The organism is Myxococcus llanfairpwllgwyngyllgogerychwyrndrobwllllantysiliogogogochensis (assembly GCF_006636215.1).
GTDB lineage: Bacteria > Myxococcota > Myxococcia > Myxococcales > Myxococcaceae > Myxococcus > Myxococcus llanfairpwllgwyngyllgogerychwyrndrobwllllantysiliogogogochensis.
The window spans coordinates 42,590-59,366 of the sequence record NZ_VIFM01000022.1 but is presented as its reverse complement, the minus strand read 5'-3'; the positions used below and the strand labels follow the sequence as shown (position 1 = coordinate 59,366).

Below are 16,777 nucleotides of genomic sequence, written 5' to 3'. Positions count from 1 at the left end.
CCCCTCAGGGCGTGAGCCCCAGGTTGCCGCTCGGCGCCTTCTTCCGCGCGGACAGCGGATGCGAGGACATTCCCCGGTGTTGCTCCAACCCGAGCACTCGAAGCTGTCGCCCCTCCCGCGACAACTCCGCTTCCAGTTCGTGCAGTCGCTGCATCACCGTGTGGTCCACGAGGCGGGCTTCCGTCAGGTCCACCTCGATGAGCCGGACGAGAGCGTGCCGGTTCAGCAGCTTCTTGAACGTCAGGAAGTTGGTGAACACCGCCGCGCTCCGCACCCGCAGCACCACCTGGTCCGCGCCCACCTGCTCCTGGATGTCGGGTCGGAAGAGCTCCCTCGGTGAAGCCCCGTTGAGCAGGTGCACGCCCGCCTTCAGGACGATGCCCGAGGCCACGCCCACCAGCAGGTCCGTGGCCAGCGTGACGATGAGCGTGAAGCAGAAGATGAGCACCTGCTCCGCGCCAATCCGGTACGCCTTCACCAGCTCACCCGGCGACGCGAGTCGGACGCCTGTGAAGATGAGCATCCCCGCGAGCGCGGCCAACGGAATGCGGTGGATGAGTCCCGGCGCGAAGGCCACGAACCCCCACAGGAACACGCCGTGGAAGAAGTTCGACAGCCGGCTCCTCGCGCCGTAGCCCAGGTTGGCGGAGCTGCGCACCACCTCTGAAATCATCGGCAGCCCGCCCAGCAACCCCGCCACCAGGTTGCCAAGGCCCGTGGCCAACAAGTCCTTGTCCAAATCCGAGCGGCGCTGCTCCGGGGCCAGCAGGTCCACCGCCTTCACCGTCAACAACGACTCCACGCTGCCCACCAACGCGAACATCACCACGTACTTGAGCCCCAGCACGCTCGGCACGGTGGAGAAGTCCGGGAAGGTGATGGCCGTGAGCAGGTTGCTCGGCAGGTTCACCAGATGGCTCGGCCCCACCGAGAAGACCGCATGGGAGAAGGTGAACGTGTGCGCGTGCTCCAGGTCGAACCCGAGCGCCAGCGGTACAGCGACGGCCAGCACGAGCAGGGGCGCCGGCACCCGCTTGAGCCACGCCACCCGCTGGGAGAGCGCCGCATGGCCGAACAGCAACAGGAGGCTGAGCCCTCCGATGAGTGCAATCTCCGGGTTCAGCCGCGCCACGCTGCTCGGCACCTCCGCCAGCAACCCCAGGGGCGTTCGCGCCACGGGTGACACCCCGAGCAGCACGTGGACCTGTCTTGCGCAGATGGTGACGCCGATGGCCGCGAGCATCCCGTGCACCACCGCCGAGGGAAACAGGTCCCCCAGCCTCCCCGCGCGCAGCACCGCGAAGAGCACTTGAAGGCACGCGGCCACCACGATGGTCGCCAGCGCGCGACGGTAGCCGAGCACCGCGTCCCCTCCGCCCAGCTCCGTCACCGCCCCGAGCGCGATGACGATGAGCCCCGCGGCCGGGCCCTTGATGGTCAGCCGCGCGCTGCCCACCCACGTCGACAGCACTCCGCCCACCACCGCGGTGAGGATGCCCGCCACGGGCGGAAAGCCGCTCGCCATCGCGATACCCAGACACAAGGGCAACGCGAGCAGGAAGACGAGGAAGCCCGCGACGAAGTCCTGCTTCCAGGAAGCCTGCCCCGGGGTTCCATGAGAATGACTGACATTGGACTGCGAGCCTCGCATGACGTCACGGCCTCCCGTGTACACGGGCGGACATCGCCTCCCTGCGCGAGCCCAGCCCCCTCGACAGCGAGAGATGGAACGAGACGCGCTCCGGTTCCCGGACTTGCTTTACTTCGCGTTTTTACGGCTGATGCGGGACGCGCTCTTTATGAGCAGGTCATCACCCGTCTGGGATGTCTTGGTTTCCTGGGGGATGGGTTCGTGGGCGGTGTCGTGTCTGGATTGAAAATGAAACAGAGTGAGTCGCCCGCGGAGCTCGGTGCGCGAGAGCGATTCGAGGTCGTGGTGGAGCCGCTGTTGCCCCGGCTCCATCGCTTCTGCCTGGCCTTGTGTCGCAGCCGGCAGGAGGCGGAGGACCTGCTCCAGGACTCGCTGGTGCGGGCCTTCCTGAACTGGGATTCGCGAGACTCGGGTTCGTGGCTGGGCTGGTTGTGCGGCATCGCGCGACACCAGTTCCTGGAGAACCGGCGCACGCAGGCGCGGCGGCGTTCGCTGTTGGACTCGGTGCTGGAAGGGGCCTCGTCGGTGCTGGGCTCGCTCTTCGAGGGCGGAACCGAGCAGCCGGACCCGGAAGCACGGCTGTGTGGCGCCGAGGAGGCGGAGCTGGTGCTGGCGTGTCTGCACGCGCTGCCGGAGAAGTTCCGGCTGGTGGTGCTGCTGTGTGACGTGGAGGACCTGGACTACGAGGAGGTGGCGCGGGTGCTCGCGCTGCCCCTGGGCACGGTGAAGAGTCGACACTCCCGGGGCCGGGCGCGGCTGGGCGTGTTGTTCACGGCGGCCTCCAGCCGTCAGGCTCAGACCGTCAGCGAGGGAGGCCGTCCATGAGCACCGAGGATGAGGGCAGGCCACCGCCACTTCCCGACGAGGTCCGCGCGGCGCTGGAGGCGCTTCGGGGCGAGAAGCCCTCGCCCCACCTGCGGGCCCGGCTCCAGGCCGCGCTCATCCGGGCCGAGCACTCCCGTGGGCGCGAGCCAACGCAGTCACCTTCCCCACGAGCCCTGTCGCACCATCCCGCCGCGCGCGTGCTGGTGGGCGCGGCGCTGGCGGGTGCGGTGGCCCTGCTGCTGCTCGCGCGAGGGGATGAGAGTGGACCCTTGAGTCCCGAGCTCCTGCCCGCGAGGGAGGTCGCCTTTCGACTTCCGGGCGATGGAGCCGGCTGGCTGGAGTTGCCCTGGGCTCACGGCGTTCACTCCGGAGAGCCCGCCACCGTCTGGCTCGAGACGCCGCCCCCGCTGGATTTCCATCCCCGGCTGCGAGATGCGCCCTCGCTCGCGAAGGTGGACTGCGACGAGGCCCGCTGCGTGCACGAGTTCACCGCGCGGACCGGAGCCGCCGCCACGCCCCTGCGCGTGCGCATCGACAAGCCGGGCCGCTACGAGTTCCGGGTGTCGCACGCCTCGGATGTGCGGCACGTCCAGGAGCACTTCGTGGTGGTCGCCGACCAGGCCGGTCCCCCCTGAGTCGAACCCTGTAACCAATCCAGGGGCGCGGACGACGGGTTTTGCGGTATGAGCCCGTCCATGTCTCCTTCCGAGCAAGCGCCGCGGCAGGACGCGCGCGTGACCACTGGCGTGCCCGGCCTCGACGGCGTGCTGGGTGGTGGCCTCGTCACCTCGGGTGTCTACATCGTCGTGGGTGAGCCCGGGGCGGGCAAGACGCTCTTCGCCAACCAGCTCTGCTACCACCAGGGACGTGGAGGGGCGCGGTGCCTCTACGTCACGCTGCTGGCCGAGTCGCACGCTCGCATGCTCGCCAACATGCGCGACATGGCGTTCTTCGACTCCGCGCTGCTGCCGGAGAGTGTCTATTACGTCAGCGGCTTCCGCACGCTGGAGGAGCAGGGCCTGCCCGGCCTGCTGGAGTTGCTGCGGCGCGAGGTGCGCAACCACAACACCAGCATCCTGGTGTTGGACGGTCTGGTGCAGGCGCAGGAGGCGGCCGGCAGCAGTCGCGACTTCAAGAAGTTCATCCACGAGCTGCAGGTGTCCGCGGGCCTGTCCCGCTTCACCGCGCTGATGCTCACCAGCTCCAACGGCCCCACCGTCCATCCGGAATACACCATGGTGGACGGCATCCTGGAGTTGCGCGAGCGCACCCTGGGCGTGCGCTCGTGGCGAGAGCTCCAGGTGCGCAAGTTCCGGGGGGGCGCCACCCTGAGCGGCGTGCACACCTTCCGCATCTCCAATGATGGGTTGGAGGTCTTCCCCCGGCTGGAGGCGCGCATGCGGCGCACCCCGCCGCCGGACCCGGGGAGCGAGCGGGTGCATTTCGGCATCCCGTCGATGGATGCGCTCTTCCCGGGCGGGCTGGCCAAGGGCTCCACGTCGCTGATGCTCGGGCCTCCCGGCAGTGGCAAGACGCTGATGGGAAGCAGCTTGCTCGCCGAGGGGCTGAAGCGGGGTGAGCGCTGTTTGTACATGGGCTTCTATGAGTCGCCCGAACGGCTGCTCCACAAGGCGGCTGCCGCCGGCATGGACATGGGTGGGGCGGTCAAGGACGGGAGGATGCACATCCTCTGGCAACCCCCCGCGGAATCCATCCTGGATGTGCTGGCGGACCAACTCTTGAGCGCGGTGCGGCGGCACCAGGTGTCGCGGGTGTTCGTGGATGGGTTGAGCGCGATGAGCCAGGCCTCCCCGGATGGCTCGCGGATGAGTTCGTTCTTCGCGGCGCTCACCCAGGAGCTGCGCCTGTCGTGCGCGACGACCATCTTCAGCCTGGAGACGCCCCGCCTCTTCGGGCCCGCGCTCGACATGCCGCTGGAAGTCGGCCCCTCCGCCGTGGCGGAGAACCTCTTCTTCCTGAGGCACGTGGAGCTGGAGGGGCGACTTCGCCGCCTGCTGAGCATCTTCAAGCTGAGGGACACCGAGTACGACCCCTCCATCCGGGAGTTCATCATCTCCCGACAAGGAATCGAGGTACTGCCTCCCTTCGACGTTGCCCTGGACACCCTGTTGACGGGCCTTGCCCGACACCGGACCGGTGGCCATCCCTGATTCGTGAGGAGTGAAGCCCGCCCGTATGGAGACGGTCCTGGTGGTGGATGACGAGCAAGGCATCCTGGAAGCCCTCGCGGACCTCCTGAGGGAGGAGGGCTACCGTGTGCTGACGGCCTCTCATGGCCGTGAGGCGCTGGAGCGGATGAGCGAGCTGCGTCCGGACCTGGTCCTCACCGATTGGATGATGCCGGTGCTGGACGGCCCCGCCCTCATCGAGCGCATCCGCGCGGAACCGAACTGGGCCGGTGTGTCGCTCTTGTGCATGAGCGCGGTGGACGTGGGAGCGTTGCGGGCCCAGTACCCGGGCATTCCCTTCCTCCAGAAGCCCTTCGACATTCCCGCGCTGATGAAGCAGGTCCGCAAGGCCCTGGACGGCAAGCGCGCTCTCTCCGGCTGACGCGAACGCCGCCGACAGGCCCCATGTTCTATCTGCTCAAGCTCGGTCCCGTGCCGCTCTCTCAAGGGAGCACGCAGGTCTATCTGCGCATCACCGAGACTGGCGAGCCGTCCCAGCCCGTCTTCGAGCAGGACGACACCGCGGGCCTGCGGGTGTTGCTGGAGGGACTGGAGGACCTGGGCGGGGTGCGGTGTGAGCCCCAGCTCGCGGAGGCGGGCGCGGTGTTGGGCGTGGCGGTGGCGGAGCCTCCCCCGGCGGCCCTCTCGTCGCGCGCGGCCATCGCCACGTTCCTGGCGTGGGGACAGCGAGGGTTGTCCGCGCTGGGCTCGGACAAGGCGCTGCTCTTCGTCCAGGCGGCGACCGAGTACTGGGACGCGCGGCCGTGGACGCACTGGGACGACAGCCAGCCCTTCGAGGTGGCGGTCTCAGGGCCGCTGACGCACACCTTCGAGGGGTGCGTCTTCAACATGGACGACGGCCGGGCGGGGCTGGCGCTGTACTTCAAGCCGGGCGCGCTCCAGATGTTGATGGAGATGCAGGCGCGAGGTCAGGCCGATGCGGCGCAGGAGCTGCCCGCCATCGCCGTCACGCTGGACACGTCGCCGGCCTATGCCGTGGAGGCGCTGGCCTCCGCGGGCCGGGTGCCCCGCTTGCCCATGCCGCTGAAGACGGGGCCTGAGGGCGTGGGCGTGCCGTCCTCGGTGGAGGCGCTGCTGCTGGTGGCCGCGCTGCGGGCCGTGGCGCGGCTGTCTCCCGAGCAGCAGGAAGTCTTGAGCAGCGTGGTGGCGGGGGATGCGCGCATGGAGGTCCATGTCCGGGCCCCGGCGCCCCGGCTGCGTCACTAGGCTTACGGGCTCTGGCGGAGTCGTTCCGCATTTCACACGGCGTCATTGGGTCCGTGGGGCAAGTGTCGGCTGGCTCACGAAGCGAAGCCGCAGTGTCGAGTGCCTGTCAGCCGGCCCTCCCGAGGGGACTATCCCCGCCCGGAGAGTCGCGGGAGAACGGAGCCCTTCCGAAACATTCCGTTCCCGACAGCCGAGGGGGCTGTGCTCGCGGGAACGCGCTGGGGCTCTCAATGACTGTGAAGAAGGGTGTCTCTCGGCGCGCCGCGCCTCCGCCGCCGTCGCGCTCCGTGGAGGACGACTCCGACACACTGGACTCGCGCCAGCTCCTGCGTGTGCTGACCGCCGTGCGCAAGGGGGACTTCTCCGTGCGCATGCCCGTGGACAAGGTGGGTAACGCCGGCAAGGTGGCCGACTCGCTCAACGAAATCATCGAGCTCAACGAGCGCATGGCGCACGAGTTCGAGCGCATTGGCAGCGGGGTGGGCAAGGAGGGCCGCATCACCCAGCGCGCCAACGTGGCGAGCGCGGTGGGCTCCTGGGCGGACTGCGTGGAGTCGGTGAACACGCTGGTGGCGGACCTGGTCCAGCCCACCACGGAGATGGGCCGCGTCATCGGCGCGGTGGCCAAGGGCGACCTGTCCCAGACGATGGCGCTGGAGGTGGACGGTCGTCCCCTCAAGGGCGAGTTCCTGCGCACCGCCCGCCTGGTGAACGGCATGGTGGAGCAGCTGGGCGCGTTCGCCTCGGAAGTGACGCGCGTGGCGCGCGAGGTCGGCACGGAAGGAAAGCTCGGCGGACAGGCCCGGGTGAAGGGCGTCGCGGGCACGTGGAAGGACCTCACGGACAACGTGAACTCCATGGCCTCCAACCTGACGTCCCAGGTGCGCAACATCGCCGAGGTGACGACGGCGGTGGCCAAGGGCGACCTCTCCAAGAAAATCACCGTCGACGTGCGCGGTGAGATTCTGGAGCTGAAGAACACCATCAACACGATGGTGGATCAGCTCTCGTCCTTCGCCTCGGAAGTGACGCGCGTGGCGCGTGAAGTCGGCACGGAAGGAAAGCTCGGCGGCCAGGCCGTGGTGAAGGGCGTGGGCGGCACGTGGAAGGACCTCACGGACAACGTGAACTCCATGGCGTCCAACCTGACGTCGCAGGTGCGCAACATCGCCGAGGTGACGACGGCGGTGGCGAATGGAGACCTGTCCAAGAAAATCACGGTGGATGTGCGCGGCGAGATTCTGGAGCTGAAGAACACCATCAACACGATGGTGGATCAGCTCAACTCGTTCGCCTCCGAGGTGACGCGCGTCGCGCGCGAGGTCGGCACCGAGGGCAAGCTGGGCGGTCAGGCCGTGGTGAAGGGCGTGGCCGGCACGTGGAAGGACCTCACCGACAACGTGAACTCCATGGCGTCCAATCTGACGTCGCAGGTGCGCAACATCGCCGAGGTGACGACGGCGGTGGCCAATGGAGACCTCTCCAAGAAAATCACCGTGGACGTGCAGGGGGAAATCCTGGAGCTGAAGAACACCATCAACACGATGGTGGACCAGCTCAACTCCTTCGCCTCGGAGGTGACTCGCGTCGCACGCGAGGTCGGCACCGAGGGCAAGCTGGGTGGACAGGCCGTGGTGCGCGGCGTGGGTGGCACATGGAAGGACCTCACGGACAACGTGAACTCCATGGCCTCCAACCTCACCGCGCAGGTGCGCAACATCGCGGATGTGACGACGGCCGTGGCCAAGGGCGACCTGTCGAAGAAAATCACCGTGGATGCGCGCGGCGAGGTGTTGGAGTTGAAGAACACCATCAACACGATGGTGGACCAGCTCTCGTCGTTCGCCTCGGAGGTGACGCGCGTCGCGAAGGAGGTCGGCACCGAGGGGAAGCTGGGTGGACAGGCCGTGGTGCGTGGTGTCGGTGGGACGTGGAAGGACCTCACCGACAACGTGAACTCGATGGCGTCCAACCTCACGTCGCAGGTGCGCAACATCGCCGAAGTGACGATGGCGGTGGCCCGCGGAGACCTGTCGAAGAAAATCACCGTCGACGTGCGCGGCGAGATTCTGGAATTGAAGAACACCATCAACACGATGGTGGACCAGCTCAACTCGTTCGCGTCCGAGGTGACTCGCGTGGCGCGCGAGGTCGGCACGGAAGGAAAACTGGGCGGTCAGGCCGTGGTGCGCGGCGTCGGCGGTACATGGAAGGACCTCACCGACAACGTGAACTCCATGGCGTCCAACCTGACGGCTCAGGTGCGCAACATCGCCGAGGTGACGACGGCGGTGGCGAATGGAGACCTGTCCAAGAAAATCACGGTGGATGTGCGCGGCGAGATTCTGGAGCTGAAGAACACCATCAACACGATGGTGGACCAGCTCAACTCGTTCGCGTCCGAGGTGACGCGCGTGGCGCGCGAGGTCGGCACCGAGGGCAAGCTGGGTGGCCAGGCCATCGTGAAGGGCGTGGCCGGCACATGGAAGGACCTCACGGACAACGTGAACTCCATGGCGTCCAACCTCACCGCGCAGGTGCGCAATATCGCCGAGGTGACGACGGCGGTGGCTCGCGGTGACCTCTCCAAGAAAATCACCGTGGACGTGCAGGGGGAAATCCTGGAGCTGAAGAACACCATCAACACGATGGTGGACCAGCTCTCGTCCTTCGCCTCGGAGGTGACTCGCGTCGCGCGCGAGGTCGGCACGGAAGGAAAGCTGGGCGGACAGGCGGAGGTGAAGGGCGTCGCCGGTACGTGGAAGGACCTCACGGACAACGTGAACTCCATGGCGTCCAATCTCACCACGCAGGTGCGCGGCATCGCCAAGGTGGTGACGGCGGTCGCCAACGGTGACTTGAAGCGCAAGCTCGTCGTGGACGCGAAGGGGGAAATCGCCGAGCTGGCGGACACCATCAACGGCATGATTGACACGCTGGCGGTGTTCGCGGACCAGGTGACGACGGTGGCCCGCGAGGTGGGCATCGAAGGGAAGCTGGGCGGACAGGCGCGCGTGCCCGGCACGGCCGGCATCTGGCGCGACCTCACCGACAACGTGAATCAGCTCGCCGCGAACCTGACGACGCAGGTGCGCGCCATCGCCGAGGTGGCCACGGCGGTGACGAAGGGCGACCTCACGCGGTTCATCACCGTGTCCGCGCAGGGCGAAGTGGCCGCCCTGAAGGACAACATCAACGAGATGATTCGCAACCTGAAGGACACCACGCGGAAGAACACGGAGCAGGACTGGCTGAAGACGAACCTGGCCAAGTTCACCCGCGTCCTCCAGGGGCAGCGGGATTTGCTCACGGTGTCCAAGGTCATCCTGTCGGAGCTGGCGCCGCTGGTGGACGCGCAGCACGGCGTCTTCTACATCTCGGACCGCGCCGAGGCCGGAGAGCAGATTCTCAAGCTCCTGGCGTCCTACGCGTACCGGGAGCGCAAGGGGCTCTCCAATTCCTTCAGGCTGGGCGAGGGGCTGGTCGGCCAGTGCGCGCTGGAGAAGGAACCCATCCTCCTGTCGGACGTGCCGGATACATACATCCGCATCTCCTCCGGCCTGGGTGAAGAAATTCCGCGCAACATCGTCGTGCTGCCGGTGCTCTTCGAAGGGGAAATCAAGGCCGTCATCGAGCTGGCCTCGTTCCACCGCTTCAGCGACGTGCACCTGGGCTTCCTGGAGCAGCTCACGGAGTCCATCGGCATCGTCCTCAACACCATCGCCGCGAACATGCGCACGGAGGCGCTGCTCAAGCAGTCGCAGGCGCTCACCGACGAATTGCGCAAGCAGCAGGAGGAGCTGACGGAGACGAACAAGCGCCTGGAACAGCAGGCCACGTCGCTCCAGCAGTCCGAGGAGCTGCTCAAGCGTCAGCAGGAGGAGCTGCGCCGCACCAACGAGGAACTTCAGGAGAAGGCGAAGCTGCTCTCCGAGCAGAAGACGGAGGTGGAGCGGAAGAACGGCGAAGTCGAGCAGGCCAAGCGCGCGCTCGAGGAGAAGGCGGAGCAGCTCAGCCTGACGTCCAAGTACAAGTCGGAGTTCCTGGCGAACATGAGCCACGAGCTGCGCACGCCGCTCAACTCGCTGCTCATCCTCAGCCAGACGCTCAGCGACAACGTGGAGGGCAACCTCACGGGACGGCAGGTGGAGTTCGCCCGGACCATTCACGCCTCCGGTGCGGACCTCTTGGAACTCATCAACGACATCCTCGACCTGTCGAAGATTGAGTCCGGCACCATGACGGTGGACGTGGGCCCGCTGCGCTTCAGCGACCTGCGCGAGTTCGTGGACCGCACCTTCCGGCAGGTGGCGGACAAGAAGGGCCTCCAGTTCGACATCGACCTGACGCCGGGCATGGCGGGCGAGGTGGAGACGGACGCCAAGCGGCTCCAGCAGGTGCTCAAGAACCTCCTGTCCAACGCCTTCAAGTTCACCGAGTCCGGCTCCGTGTCGCTCGACATCGGCATGGCGCGGGGCGGCTGGACGGCGGACCACCCGGTGCTCTCCACCGCGCCCTCGGTGGTGTCCTTCTCCGTGCGGGACACGGGCATCGGCATCCCCAAGGACAAGCACCACATCATCTTCGAGGCGTTCCAGCAGGCCGACGGCTCCACCGCGCGCAAGTACGGCGGCACCGGCCTGGGCCTGTCCATCAGCCGTGAAATCGCGAGGCTGCTCGGCGGCGAAATCCGACTGGAGAGCGAGCCGGGCCAGGGCAGCGTCTTCACCCTGTACCTGCCGCTCGACTTCGTCGCGGACCGGCCGGGACAGGACACCTCCCGGACCGTCCCCGTGGCCGCCGCCCTGGCCCACACGGCCTCCCTGGTGCCGCCGCTCCACATCGAGGAAGTGACACCCCCCGTCTCGTTGGCGTCGCTGGGCATCGACGACGACCGGGGCTCCATCCAGCCCGGTGACAGGGTGCTGCTCGCGGTGACACACGCCGCCGAACACGCGGCGCGGCTGCGCGCGGCCGCGCAGGGGGCGGGCTTCAAGGTGCTCGTCTCCACGGAGGTGGAGGGCGCGCTGGACGCCGTGCGCAACGCGCGGCCGGTGGCGGTGGCGGTGGACCTGGACCTGCCGGAGATGGCGGGCTGGGTGGTGCTGGACAGGCTCAAGCACGACGCGGGCACCCGCGCGCTGCCCGTGTACACGGTGTCCGACGAGGACCACCGCGAGCGCTCGCTCAACCTGGGCGCCATCGGCCACCTGCGCGCGGCGGCGGACCCGGATGCCGCAGCCGCGGCGCTGGCCTCCCTGCGCGACTTCGTGGAGCGCAAGGGCCGGGGCCTGCTCATCGTCGAGGACGACGGCGTCCACCGACAGACGCTGCTGGAGCTCTTGGGCAGCGAGGACGTGCAGACGGTGGCGGTGGGCACAGCGGCGGACGCGCTGGCCGCGCTGGCGGAGCGCAGGTTCGACTGCATGGTGTTGGACCTGGGCCTGCCGGACCTGCCCGGCACGGAGCTCATCCGTCGCGTGCGCGAGGTGCATGGCGCGGGGGGACCGCCCATCATCGTCTACACGGGCCGCGAGCTGTCGCGCGCGCAGGAGACGGAGCTGCGCCGCGTGGCGGAGGCCATCGTCGTCAAGGACGCGCAGAGCCCCGAGCGCCTCTTGGAGGAGACGAGCCTGTTCCTGCACCGCTCGCCCGCCAACCTGTCGGAGTCCAAGCGCCGCATGCTGGAGAAGGCGCGCGAGAGAGACCCGTTGCTGGTCAACCGCAAGGTGCTGGTGGTGGACGACGACGTGCGCAACATCTTCGCCCTCAACACCGTGCTGGAGCGCTACGGCATGAAGGTGGCCTTCGCGGAGAGCGCGCGCGAGGGGCTGGGGCTCTTGGAGAAGGACGCGGACATCGAGCTGGTGTTGATGGACGTGATGATGCCGGAGATGGATGGCTATCAGGCCATGCGCGCCATCCGCCGCATGGAGCGCGTGGCGCACCTGCCGATTCTCGCCCTCACCGCGAAGGCGATGAAGGGGGACCGGGAGAAGTGCCTGGAGGCGGGCGCGTCCGACTACATCACCAAGCCGGTGGATATCGAAAAGCTGCTCAGCCTGCTGCGCGTCTGGCTGCACGCGCCGCGAGGCGCCCAGGCGCGTGGCTCGCGCACGGAGGTCTCCGGGTGAGCGCGGGCGCCTCGGTCGCGGCGCTGGAGGCCCTGGAGGCGGACCTGCTCCTGGAGGGCGTGGCCCGACACTGGGGCTTCGATTTGCGCAGCCACTCCCGGCCGCAATTGCTGCGGCGGCTGCGGCGCCACCTGCGCGAGGAGCGCCTGGAGTCCTTCTCCGCGCTCCAGGCCCGCGTGCTGCACGACGGCGAGGCGCTGGAGGGGTTGCTGCGCGCGCTCTCCAGCACGCCGCCCGGGCTGTTCTCGGACGCGGCCTTCTTCCGAGACTTCCGCACGCGCGTGGTGCCCGTGCTGCGCACCTGGCCGTCCGTGCGCGTCTGGCACGCGGGCTGCGGCACCGGTGAGGACACCTATGCCCTGGCCATCCTCCTGCACGAAGAGGGCCTGTGGAGCCGCTGCCGGCTCTATGCGTCCGATGCCAGCGAGGGACTGCTGGCGGATGCTCGCACCGGCGTGCTGCCCCTGCCCGGCGAGGACGACGCGCGCCGCCACGCGGAGTCAGGTGGGCGGGGCTCGCTGTCCGACTCCTACACCCGCGACGGCAACTGGGCGCTGCTCCACCCCAGGCTGCGCGACGGCATCTTCTTCACCCAGCACAACCTGACCATCGACGGCTCGTTCAACGAGTTCCACGTCATCGTGTGTCGGGACACGCTGCTGTCCTTCAATCGCGCCCTGCACAACCGTGTGCACTCGCGGCTGTATGAGAGCCTCGCCCGCTTCGGCTTCCTGTGTCTGGGGCGCAAGGAGTCGGTGGCGCGCACTCCACACGTCGCCGCCTACGAGGAGCTGGAAGGCAGCGGTCGCATGTTCCGGAGGGTGTCATGAGCGTGGGGTTGCTGGTGGTGGGGGCGCCCCGGAGCGCGGGCGCGGACGTGGAGACGCTGCTCTCCCAACTGCCGGCGCAGCTGCCAGCGCCCGTCGTCATTGTCCTGCACCGGGGGCCGCATGACGTGCTGGCCGCGCCGCTGGCGCGCCGCTGCGCGCTGCCCGTGGTGGAGCCGGATGACAAGGAGGACCTGGTGCCGGGGCGCGTGTACCTGGCGCCCTGGGGCTACCACCTGCTGGTGGACCGGGGCTGCGTGGCGCTGTCCGTGGAGTCGCCGGAGCACGGCTGTCGTCCCGCCATCGACGCCCTCTTCGAGTCCGCGGCGGACAGCTACGGCGCCGCGGCCGCGGGGCTGCTCTTCTCCGGCCACGACGACGGACAGGAGGGCTTGAGCTTCCTGAGGGGCCGGGGCGGACGCGTGGCGGTGGTGATGGGCGAGTCCGACGGCGGCGAGGGACAGGAGGGCGAGGTGGAGCGCCTGTCTCTCTCCGAGGTGGGAGGGTGGCTGACGCGACTGGCCTATGTGCCGCGCGGCCGGGTGCAGCCATGAGCGCCGCGCCCTCGCGCGAGCGCGGCCCCGTGTTCTCCATGGAGCCCGCCCACATCCTCCTGGTGGACGACCAGCCGGAGGGGCTGCTGGCGCTGGAGGCGACGCTGGCCCCGCTGGGGCAGAAGCTGGTCTCCGCGCGAAGTGGCCGCGAGGCGCTGCGCCACCTGCTCACCCAGGACTTCGCCGCCATCCTCCTGGATGTCGTCATGCCGGGAATGGACGGCTTCGAGACGGCGAGTCTCATCCGCGAGCGCGAGCGCAGCCGCAACACGCCCATCCTCTTCCTCACCGCCCTGTCGCGCGGCCAGCTCCCGGAGCTGCGCGCGTACGCGGTGGGCGCGGTGGACTACCTGCTCAAGCCCTACGAGCCGGAAGTCCTCCGCTCCAAGGTGGGCGTCTTCGTGGACCTGTTCCGCAAGACGGAGCTGGTGCGGCGTCAGGCGGAGGCGCTGCGCGAGACGCAGCGGCGCGAGCACGAGGGCGAATTGGCGGAGGCCCACCGGCGCATGGAGGCGGAGCGGACCCGGACGCGCGAGGAGCACCTGCGCCGGGAGATGGAGTCGCACCGCAACCAGCAGCGTTGGCTGGAAGCCGTGCTCGCCGCGCTGCCCACGCCCCTGGCCCTGGTGGAGCCGGGCAGCGGCCACACCCTGCTGGCCAACCGGGCCGCCCAGGGACTGGCCGGCGGATGTCTGGCGTATCGCGAAGCGCCGGGCCTGCATGAAGGCGTCATCGTCCGGGGACGCGGTGGCGACCCCTTGCCCCAGGATGCGCAGCCGCTGATGCGCGCGGCCCGGGGCGAGGCACTCCACGGGCTTCACGTGGACTGGGAGCTGGGTGGGCAGCGGGGCTCGGTGCGCGCCTACAGCACGCTGTTGCCGAAGATGTACGGGCATCCGGAGACGGTGCTGCTCGCGCTCCTCGACGTGACGGGCCCCAGCGCCACACAGCAGCTCGTCGAGGGCCTGCGACACCTGGTGCCCCCCGTCTCCACGCCGACGGAGCAGGAGGCCGGACAGGGCCCGCTCCCCACGATGCGGAGCGACCAGCCGAAGGACCTCCCCGCGACCGAAGCTGAACACCCCCATGCGGGAAAAGGTTGACGCACAAAATAACGGGAGCATGTTGGCTTCGTGAGCGACGCCGGACTACCCCCGCGGGTCCAGCGCTTCATCACGACGCATATCGACTCGCTGGAGAAGCTGGAGGTGCTTCTCTTGCTCCGTGCCCAGCCTGGACGGGAGTGGACCGCGTCATCGGTGAGCCTGGAGCTGCGCATCACAGAACCCTCCGCGGCCGCGAGGCTGGCGGACCTCACCGCGAGCAGGTTGCTGGTGAGCGACGGCGGAGCCGTGCCCGTCTATCGTTTCAGTCCCGAGAGTTCCGAAGACGTGCAGGCGGTGACGGAGCTGGCGGCGGTGTACGGTGCGCGGCGGGTGACGGTCATCTCCTTCATCTTCTCCCGGCCGTTGGACAAGGTCCGGGGCTTCGCGGAAGCCTTCGTGCTCAAGAAGGACAAGGACGGCGACCATGGCTGAGGCGGTCTACATCCTCTGTGCCTTGACCAGCGTGGCGTGCGCGGTGCTATTGCTGCGCGCCTGGAAGAGCAGCCAGTCCCGACTGCTCTTGTGGAGCGGGCTGTGCTTCGTGGGCATGGCGGTCAGCAACGTGCTGCTCTTCGTGGACCTGGTGATTCTGCCGACCACCATCGACCTGTACATGCCGCGCCTGCTGGCCACGTTGGCCAGTGTCTCCATCCTGTTGTTCGGCCTCATCTGGGACGCCTCGTGAGGTAGCTCGCCCATGCTCAGGTCCATGCTCAACGGTGCGACGGCGATGGGGTGGCTGGCGTGCGCCTTGTTCTTCCTGCGCTTCTGGAAGCAGTCGCACGAGCGCCTGTTCGGCTTCTTCGCGGTGGCCTTCGCGCTGTTGGGCGCGAACTCGGCGGTGTCGTCGCTGATGGACTCGTTGGACGAGCGCCGCTACTACCTCTACGTGGCGCGGCTTGTCGCCTTCCTCATCATCCTCTACGCCATCTGGGACAAGAATCGCGCGAGTCGACGCGGGTGATGTCGCGGGCCTCACGCTCGCGTCGCGTTCAGTGGTGAGGGGAGGGGTGGGTGGTTTTCCTGCTCGCACAGGAGAACCCGCACATGCGTCTGAGTCGCCGTGGCTTCCTTCGTCTTTCCGCGCTCGGAAGTGGAGCGCTCGCCTGGGGCCCCTCGTTCTGGAAGGAGGCCTATGCGGCGCCGGCCCAGTCGGGGCCCAGTCCCTACGGGGCGATGTCCGGGAGCGCGGACGTCAACGGCCTGCGACTGCCCGCGGGCTTCACCTCGCGCATCATCGCCCGCTCGGGCCAGACGGTCGGCAACACGGGCTACGTGTGGCACACCGCGCCGGACGGTGGTGCCTGCTTCGCGCGGCCGGACGGCGGCTGGGTGTACGTGTCCAACAGCGAGGGCCTCCCCGGGGGCGCCAGCGCGCTGCGCTTCAGCGGAGGCGGGAGCGTGGTGGCGGCGTACCGCATCCTGTCCGGCACGCGGATGAACTGCGCGGGAGGGCCGACGCCCTGGGGCACGTGGCTGTCGTGCGAGGAGCACAGCGGCGGGCGCGTCTGGGAGTGCAACCCGGCCAAGGCCTCGCAGGGCGTGGTGCGCGGCGCGCTCGGCACGTTCCCCCATGAGGCGGTGGCGGTGGACCCGGACGGTGGACGGCTCTACCTGACGGAGGACCAACCGAATGGGCGCCTGTACCGCTTCACTCCGTCCGCGTGGCCGGTGCTGGCGGCGGGCACGCTGGAGGCGGCCCGGGTGACGGGGGATGCGCTGACGGGAACGGCGACGGTGAGCTGGGTGGCCTGCGCCGCGAACAAGCCAGCGTCGCTCCAGCCGGAGGTGGCGGCGCGGACGACGGTGTTCAACGGCGGCGAGGGCTGCTGGTACGACGGCGGCGTCATCTACGTCACCACCAAGGGCGACAACCGCGTGTGGGCGCACACGCCGGCCACGGGGAAGCTGGAGGTCATCTACGCCGCGTCCCTGTATCCGGGCTCGCCGTTGAGGGGCGTGGACAACGTGGTGGTGTCGCGCTCGGGGGATTTGTTCGTGGCGGAGGACGGCGACAACCGGGAAATCTGTCTCATCACCCCGGGGCCCCAGCGCATCGTCGCCAGCTTCCTGCGGGTGCTGGGCCACGCGGGCTCGGAGCTCACGGGCCCGGCCTTCAGCCCGGATGGACGCAGGCTGTACTTCAGCTCGCAGCGCGGGGCGACGAACTCCAGCAACGCGGGCGTGACGTTCGAGGTCTCCGGTCCCTTCCGCTGAACCTTCCCGCGCCGAGCGCCTTGACGACGTGAGGGGCGCTCTTGCAC

14 protein-coding genes are annotated in these 16,777 nt (G+C 68.7%); 13 read left to right on the top strand and 1 reads right to left on the bottom strand.

What is annotated here, in order from left to right:
• Window positions 1-4 precede the first annotated feature (4 nt).
• The gene (locus tag FJV41_RS08025; protein ID WP_141641830.1) at window positions 5-1,651 is read right to left on the bottom strand and encodes a SulP family inorganic anion transporter; all 1,647 of its coding nucleotides are present in this window, start codon (window positions 1,649-1,651) and stop codon (window positions 5-7) included.
• A gap of 228 nt (window positions 1,652-1,879) precedes the next feature.
• On the opposite strand from FJV41_RS08025, the gene FJV41_RS08020 reads away from it, so the two are divergent.
• From FJV41_RS08020 to FJV41_RS07960, 13 genes are all read left to right on the top strand, one after another.
• Window positions 1,880-2,476, top strand: coding sequence for an RNA polymerase sigma factor (locus tag FJV41_RS08020; RefSeq protein ID WP_141641829.1), 597 nt, complete (start codon window positions 1,880-1,882; stop codon window positions 2,474-2,476).
• On the top strand, window positions 2,473-3,111 hold the full coding sequence (locus FJV41_RS08015) for a hypothetical protein (protein ID WP_141641828.1): 639 nt from the start codon (window positions 2,473-2,475) through the stop codon (window positions 3,109-3,111). Before FJV41_RS08020 ends, FJV41_RS08015 begins: the two co-directional genes overlap by 4 nt.
• Before the next feature lie 99 nt (window positions 3,112-3,210).
• Complete coding sequence (locus FJV41_RS08010; RefSeq protein WP_246137080.1) at window positions 3,211-4,647, top strand: ATPase domain-containing protein; 1,437 nt, start codon at window positions 3,211-3,213, stop codon at window positions 4,645-4,647.
• A gap of 25 nt (window positions 4,648-4,672) precedes the next feature.
• Window positions 4,673-5,047 carry a response regulator gene (locus FJV41_RS08005; protein ID WP_141641826.1) on the top strand — a complete coding sequence of 125 codons (375 nt, stop codon included), beginning with the start codon at window positions 4,673-4,675 and terminating at the stop codon, window positions 5,045-5,047.
• Window positions 5,048-5,070: 23 nt separating this feature from the next.
• Window positions 5,071-5,892, top strand: coding sequence for a hypothetical protein (locus tag FJV41_RS08000; protein WP_141641825.1), 822 nt, complete (start codon window positions 5,071-5,073; stop codon window positions 5,890-5,892).
• Window positions 5,893-6,122: 230 nt separating this feature from the next.
• A complete protein-coding gene (locus FJV41_RS07995; protein ID WP_141641824.1) occupies window positions 6,123-12,026 on the top strand; it encodes a HAMP domain-containing protein in 5,904 nt (1,967 codons plus the stop codon).
• A complete protein-coding gene (locus tag FJV41_RS07990) occupies window positions 12,023-12,856 on the top strand; it encodes a CheR family methyltransferase (protein WP_141641823.1) in 834 nt (277 codons plus the stop codon). The genes FJV41_RS07995 and FJV41_RS07990 overlap by 4 nt, the downstream gene beginning before the upstream one ends.
• A complete protein-coding gene (locus FJV41_RS07985) occupies window positions 12,853-13,407 on the top strand; it encodes a chemotaxis protein CheB (protein WP_141641822.1) in 555 nt (184 codons plus the stop codon). Before FJV41_RS07990 ends, FJV41_RS07985 begins: the two co-directional genes overlap by 4 nt.
• Window positions 13,404-14,510: a response regulator gene (locus FJV41_RS54545; RefSeq protein ID WP_141641821.1), complete on the top strand. Its 1,107-nt coding sequence runs from the start codon at window positions 13,404-13,406 to the stop codon at window positions 14,508-14,510. Before FJV41_RS07985 ends, FJV41_RS54545 begins: the two co-directional genes overlap by 4 nt.
• A 30-nt stretch (window positions 14,511-14,540) precedes the next feature.
• Window positions 14,541-14,945, top strand: a complete 405-nt coding sequence (locus FJV41_RS07975; protein ID WP_141641820.1) for a hypothetical protein — start codon at window positions 14,541-14,543, stop codon at window positions 14,943-14,945.
• Complete coding sequence (locus tag FJV41_RS07970; protein WP_141641819.1) at window positions 14,938-15,198, top strand: DUF5985 family protein; 261 nt, start codon at window positions 14,938-14,940, stop codon at window positions 15,196-15,198. Before FJV41_RS07975 ends, FJV41_RS07970 begins: the two co-directional genes overlap by 8 nt.
• A 12-nt stretch (window positions 15,199-15,210) precedes the next feature.
• Window positions 15,211-15,477, top strand: coding sequence for a DUF5985 family protein (locus FJV41_RS07965; RefSeq protein ID WP_141641818.1), 267 nt, complete (start codon window positions 15,211-15,213; stop codon window positions 15,475-15,477).
• 83 nt (window positions 15,478-15,560) lie between these two features.
• Window positions 15,561-16,730, top strand: coding sequence for an alkaline phosphatase PhoX (locus FJV41_RS07960; RefSeq protein WP_141641817.1), 1,170 nt, complete (start codon window positions 15,561-15,563; stop codon window positions 16,728-16,730).
• The last annotated feature ends 47 nt before the right edge of the window (window positions 16,731-16,777 follow it).

Excerpts from the sequence above, each read along its gene's own strand:
- FJV41_RS08025 (WP_141641830.1), bottom strand. The coding sequence starts at position 1,651 with ATGCGAGGCTCGCAGTCCAATGTCAGTCATTCTCATGGAACCCCGGGG.
- FJV41_RS08020 (WP_141641829.1), top strand. The coding sequence starts at position 1,880 with ATGAAACAGAGTGAGTCGCCCGCGGAGCTCGGTGCGCGAGAGCGATTC.
- FJV41_RS08015 (WP_141641828.1), top strand. The coding sequence starts at position 2,473 with ATGAGCACCGAGGATGAGGGCAGGCCACCGCCACTTCCCGACGAGGTC.
- FJV41_RS08005 (WP_141641826.1), top strand. The coding sequence starts at position 4,673 with ATGGAGACGGTCCTGGTGGTGGATGACGAGCAAGGCATCCTGGAAGCC.
- FJV41_RS08000 (WP_141641825.1), top strand. The coding sequence starts at position 5,071 with ATGTTCTATCTGCTCAAGCTCGGTCCCGTGCCGCTCTCTCAAGGGAGC.
- FJV41_RS07995 (WP_141641824.1), top strand. The coding sequence starts at position 6,123 with ATGACTGTGAAGAAGGGTGTCTCTCGGCGCGCCGCGCCTCCGCCGCCG.
- FJV41_RS07985 (WP_141641822.1), top strand. The coding sequence starts at position 12,853 with ATGAGCGTGGGGTTGCTGGTGGTGGGGGCGCCCCGGAGCGCGGGCGCG.
- FJV41_RS54545 (WP_141641821.1), top strand. The coding sequence starts at position 13,404 with ATGAGCGCCGCGCCCTCGCGCGAGCGCGGCCCCGTGTTCTCCATGGAG.
- FJV41_RS07970 (WP_141641819.1), top strand. The coding sequence starts at position 14,938 with ATGGCTGAGGCGGTCTACATCCTCTGTGCCTTGACCAGCGTGGCGTGC.
- FJV41_RS07965 (WP_141641818.1), top strand. The coding sequence starts at position 15,211 with ATGCTCAGGTCCATGCTCAACGGTGCGACGGCGATGGGGTGGCTGGCG.
- FJV41_RS07960 (WP_141641817.1), top strand. The coding sequence starts at position 15,561 with ATGCGTCTGAGTCGCCGTGGCTTCCTTCGTCTTTCCGCGCTCGGAAGT.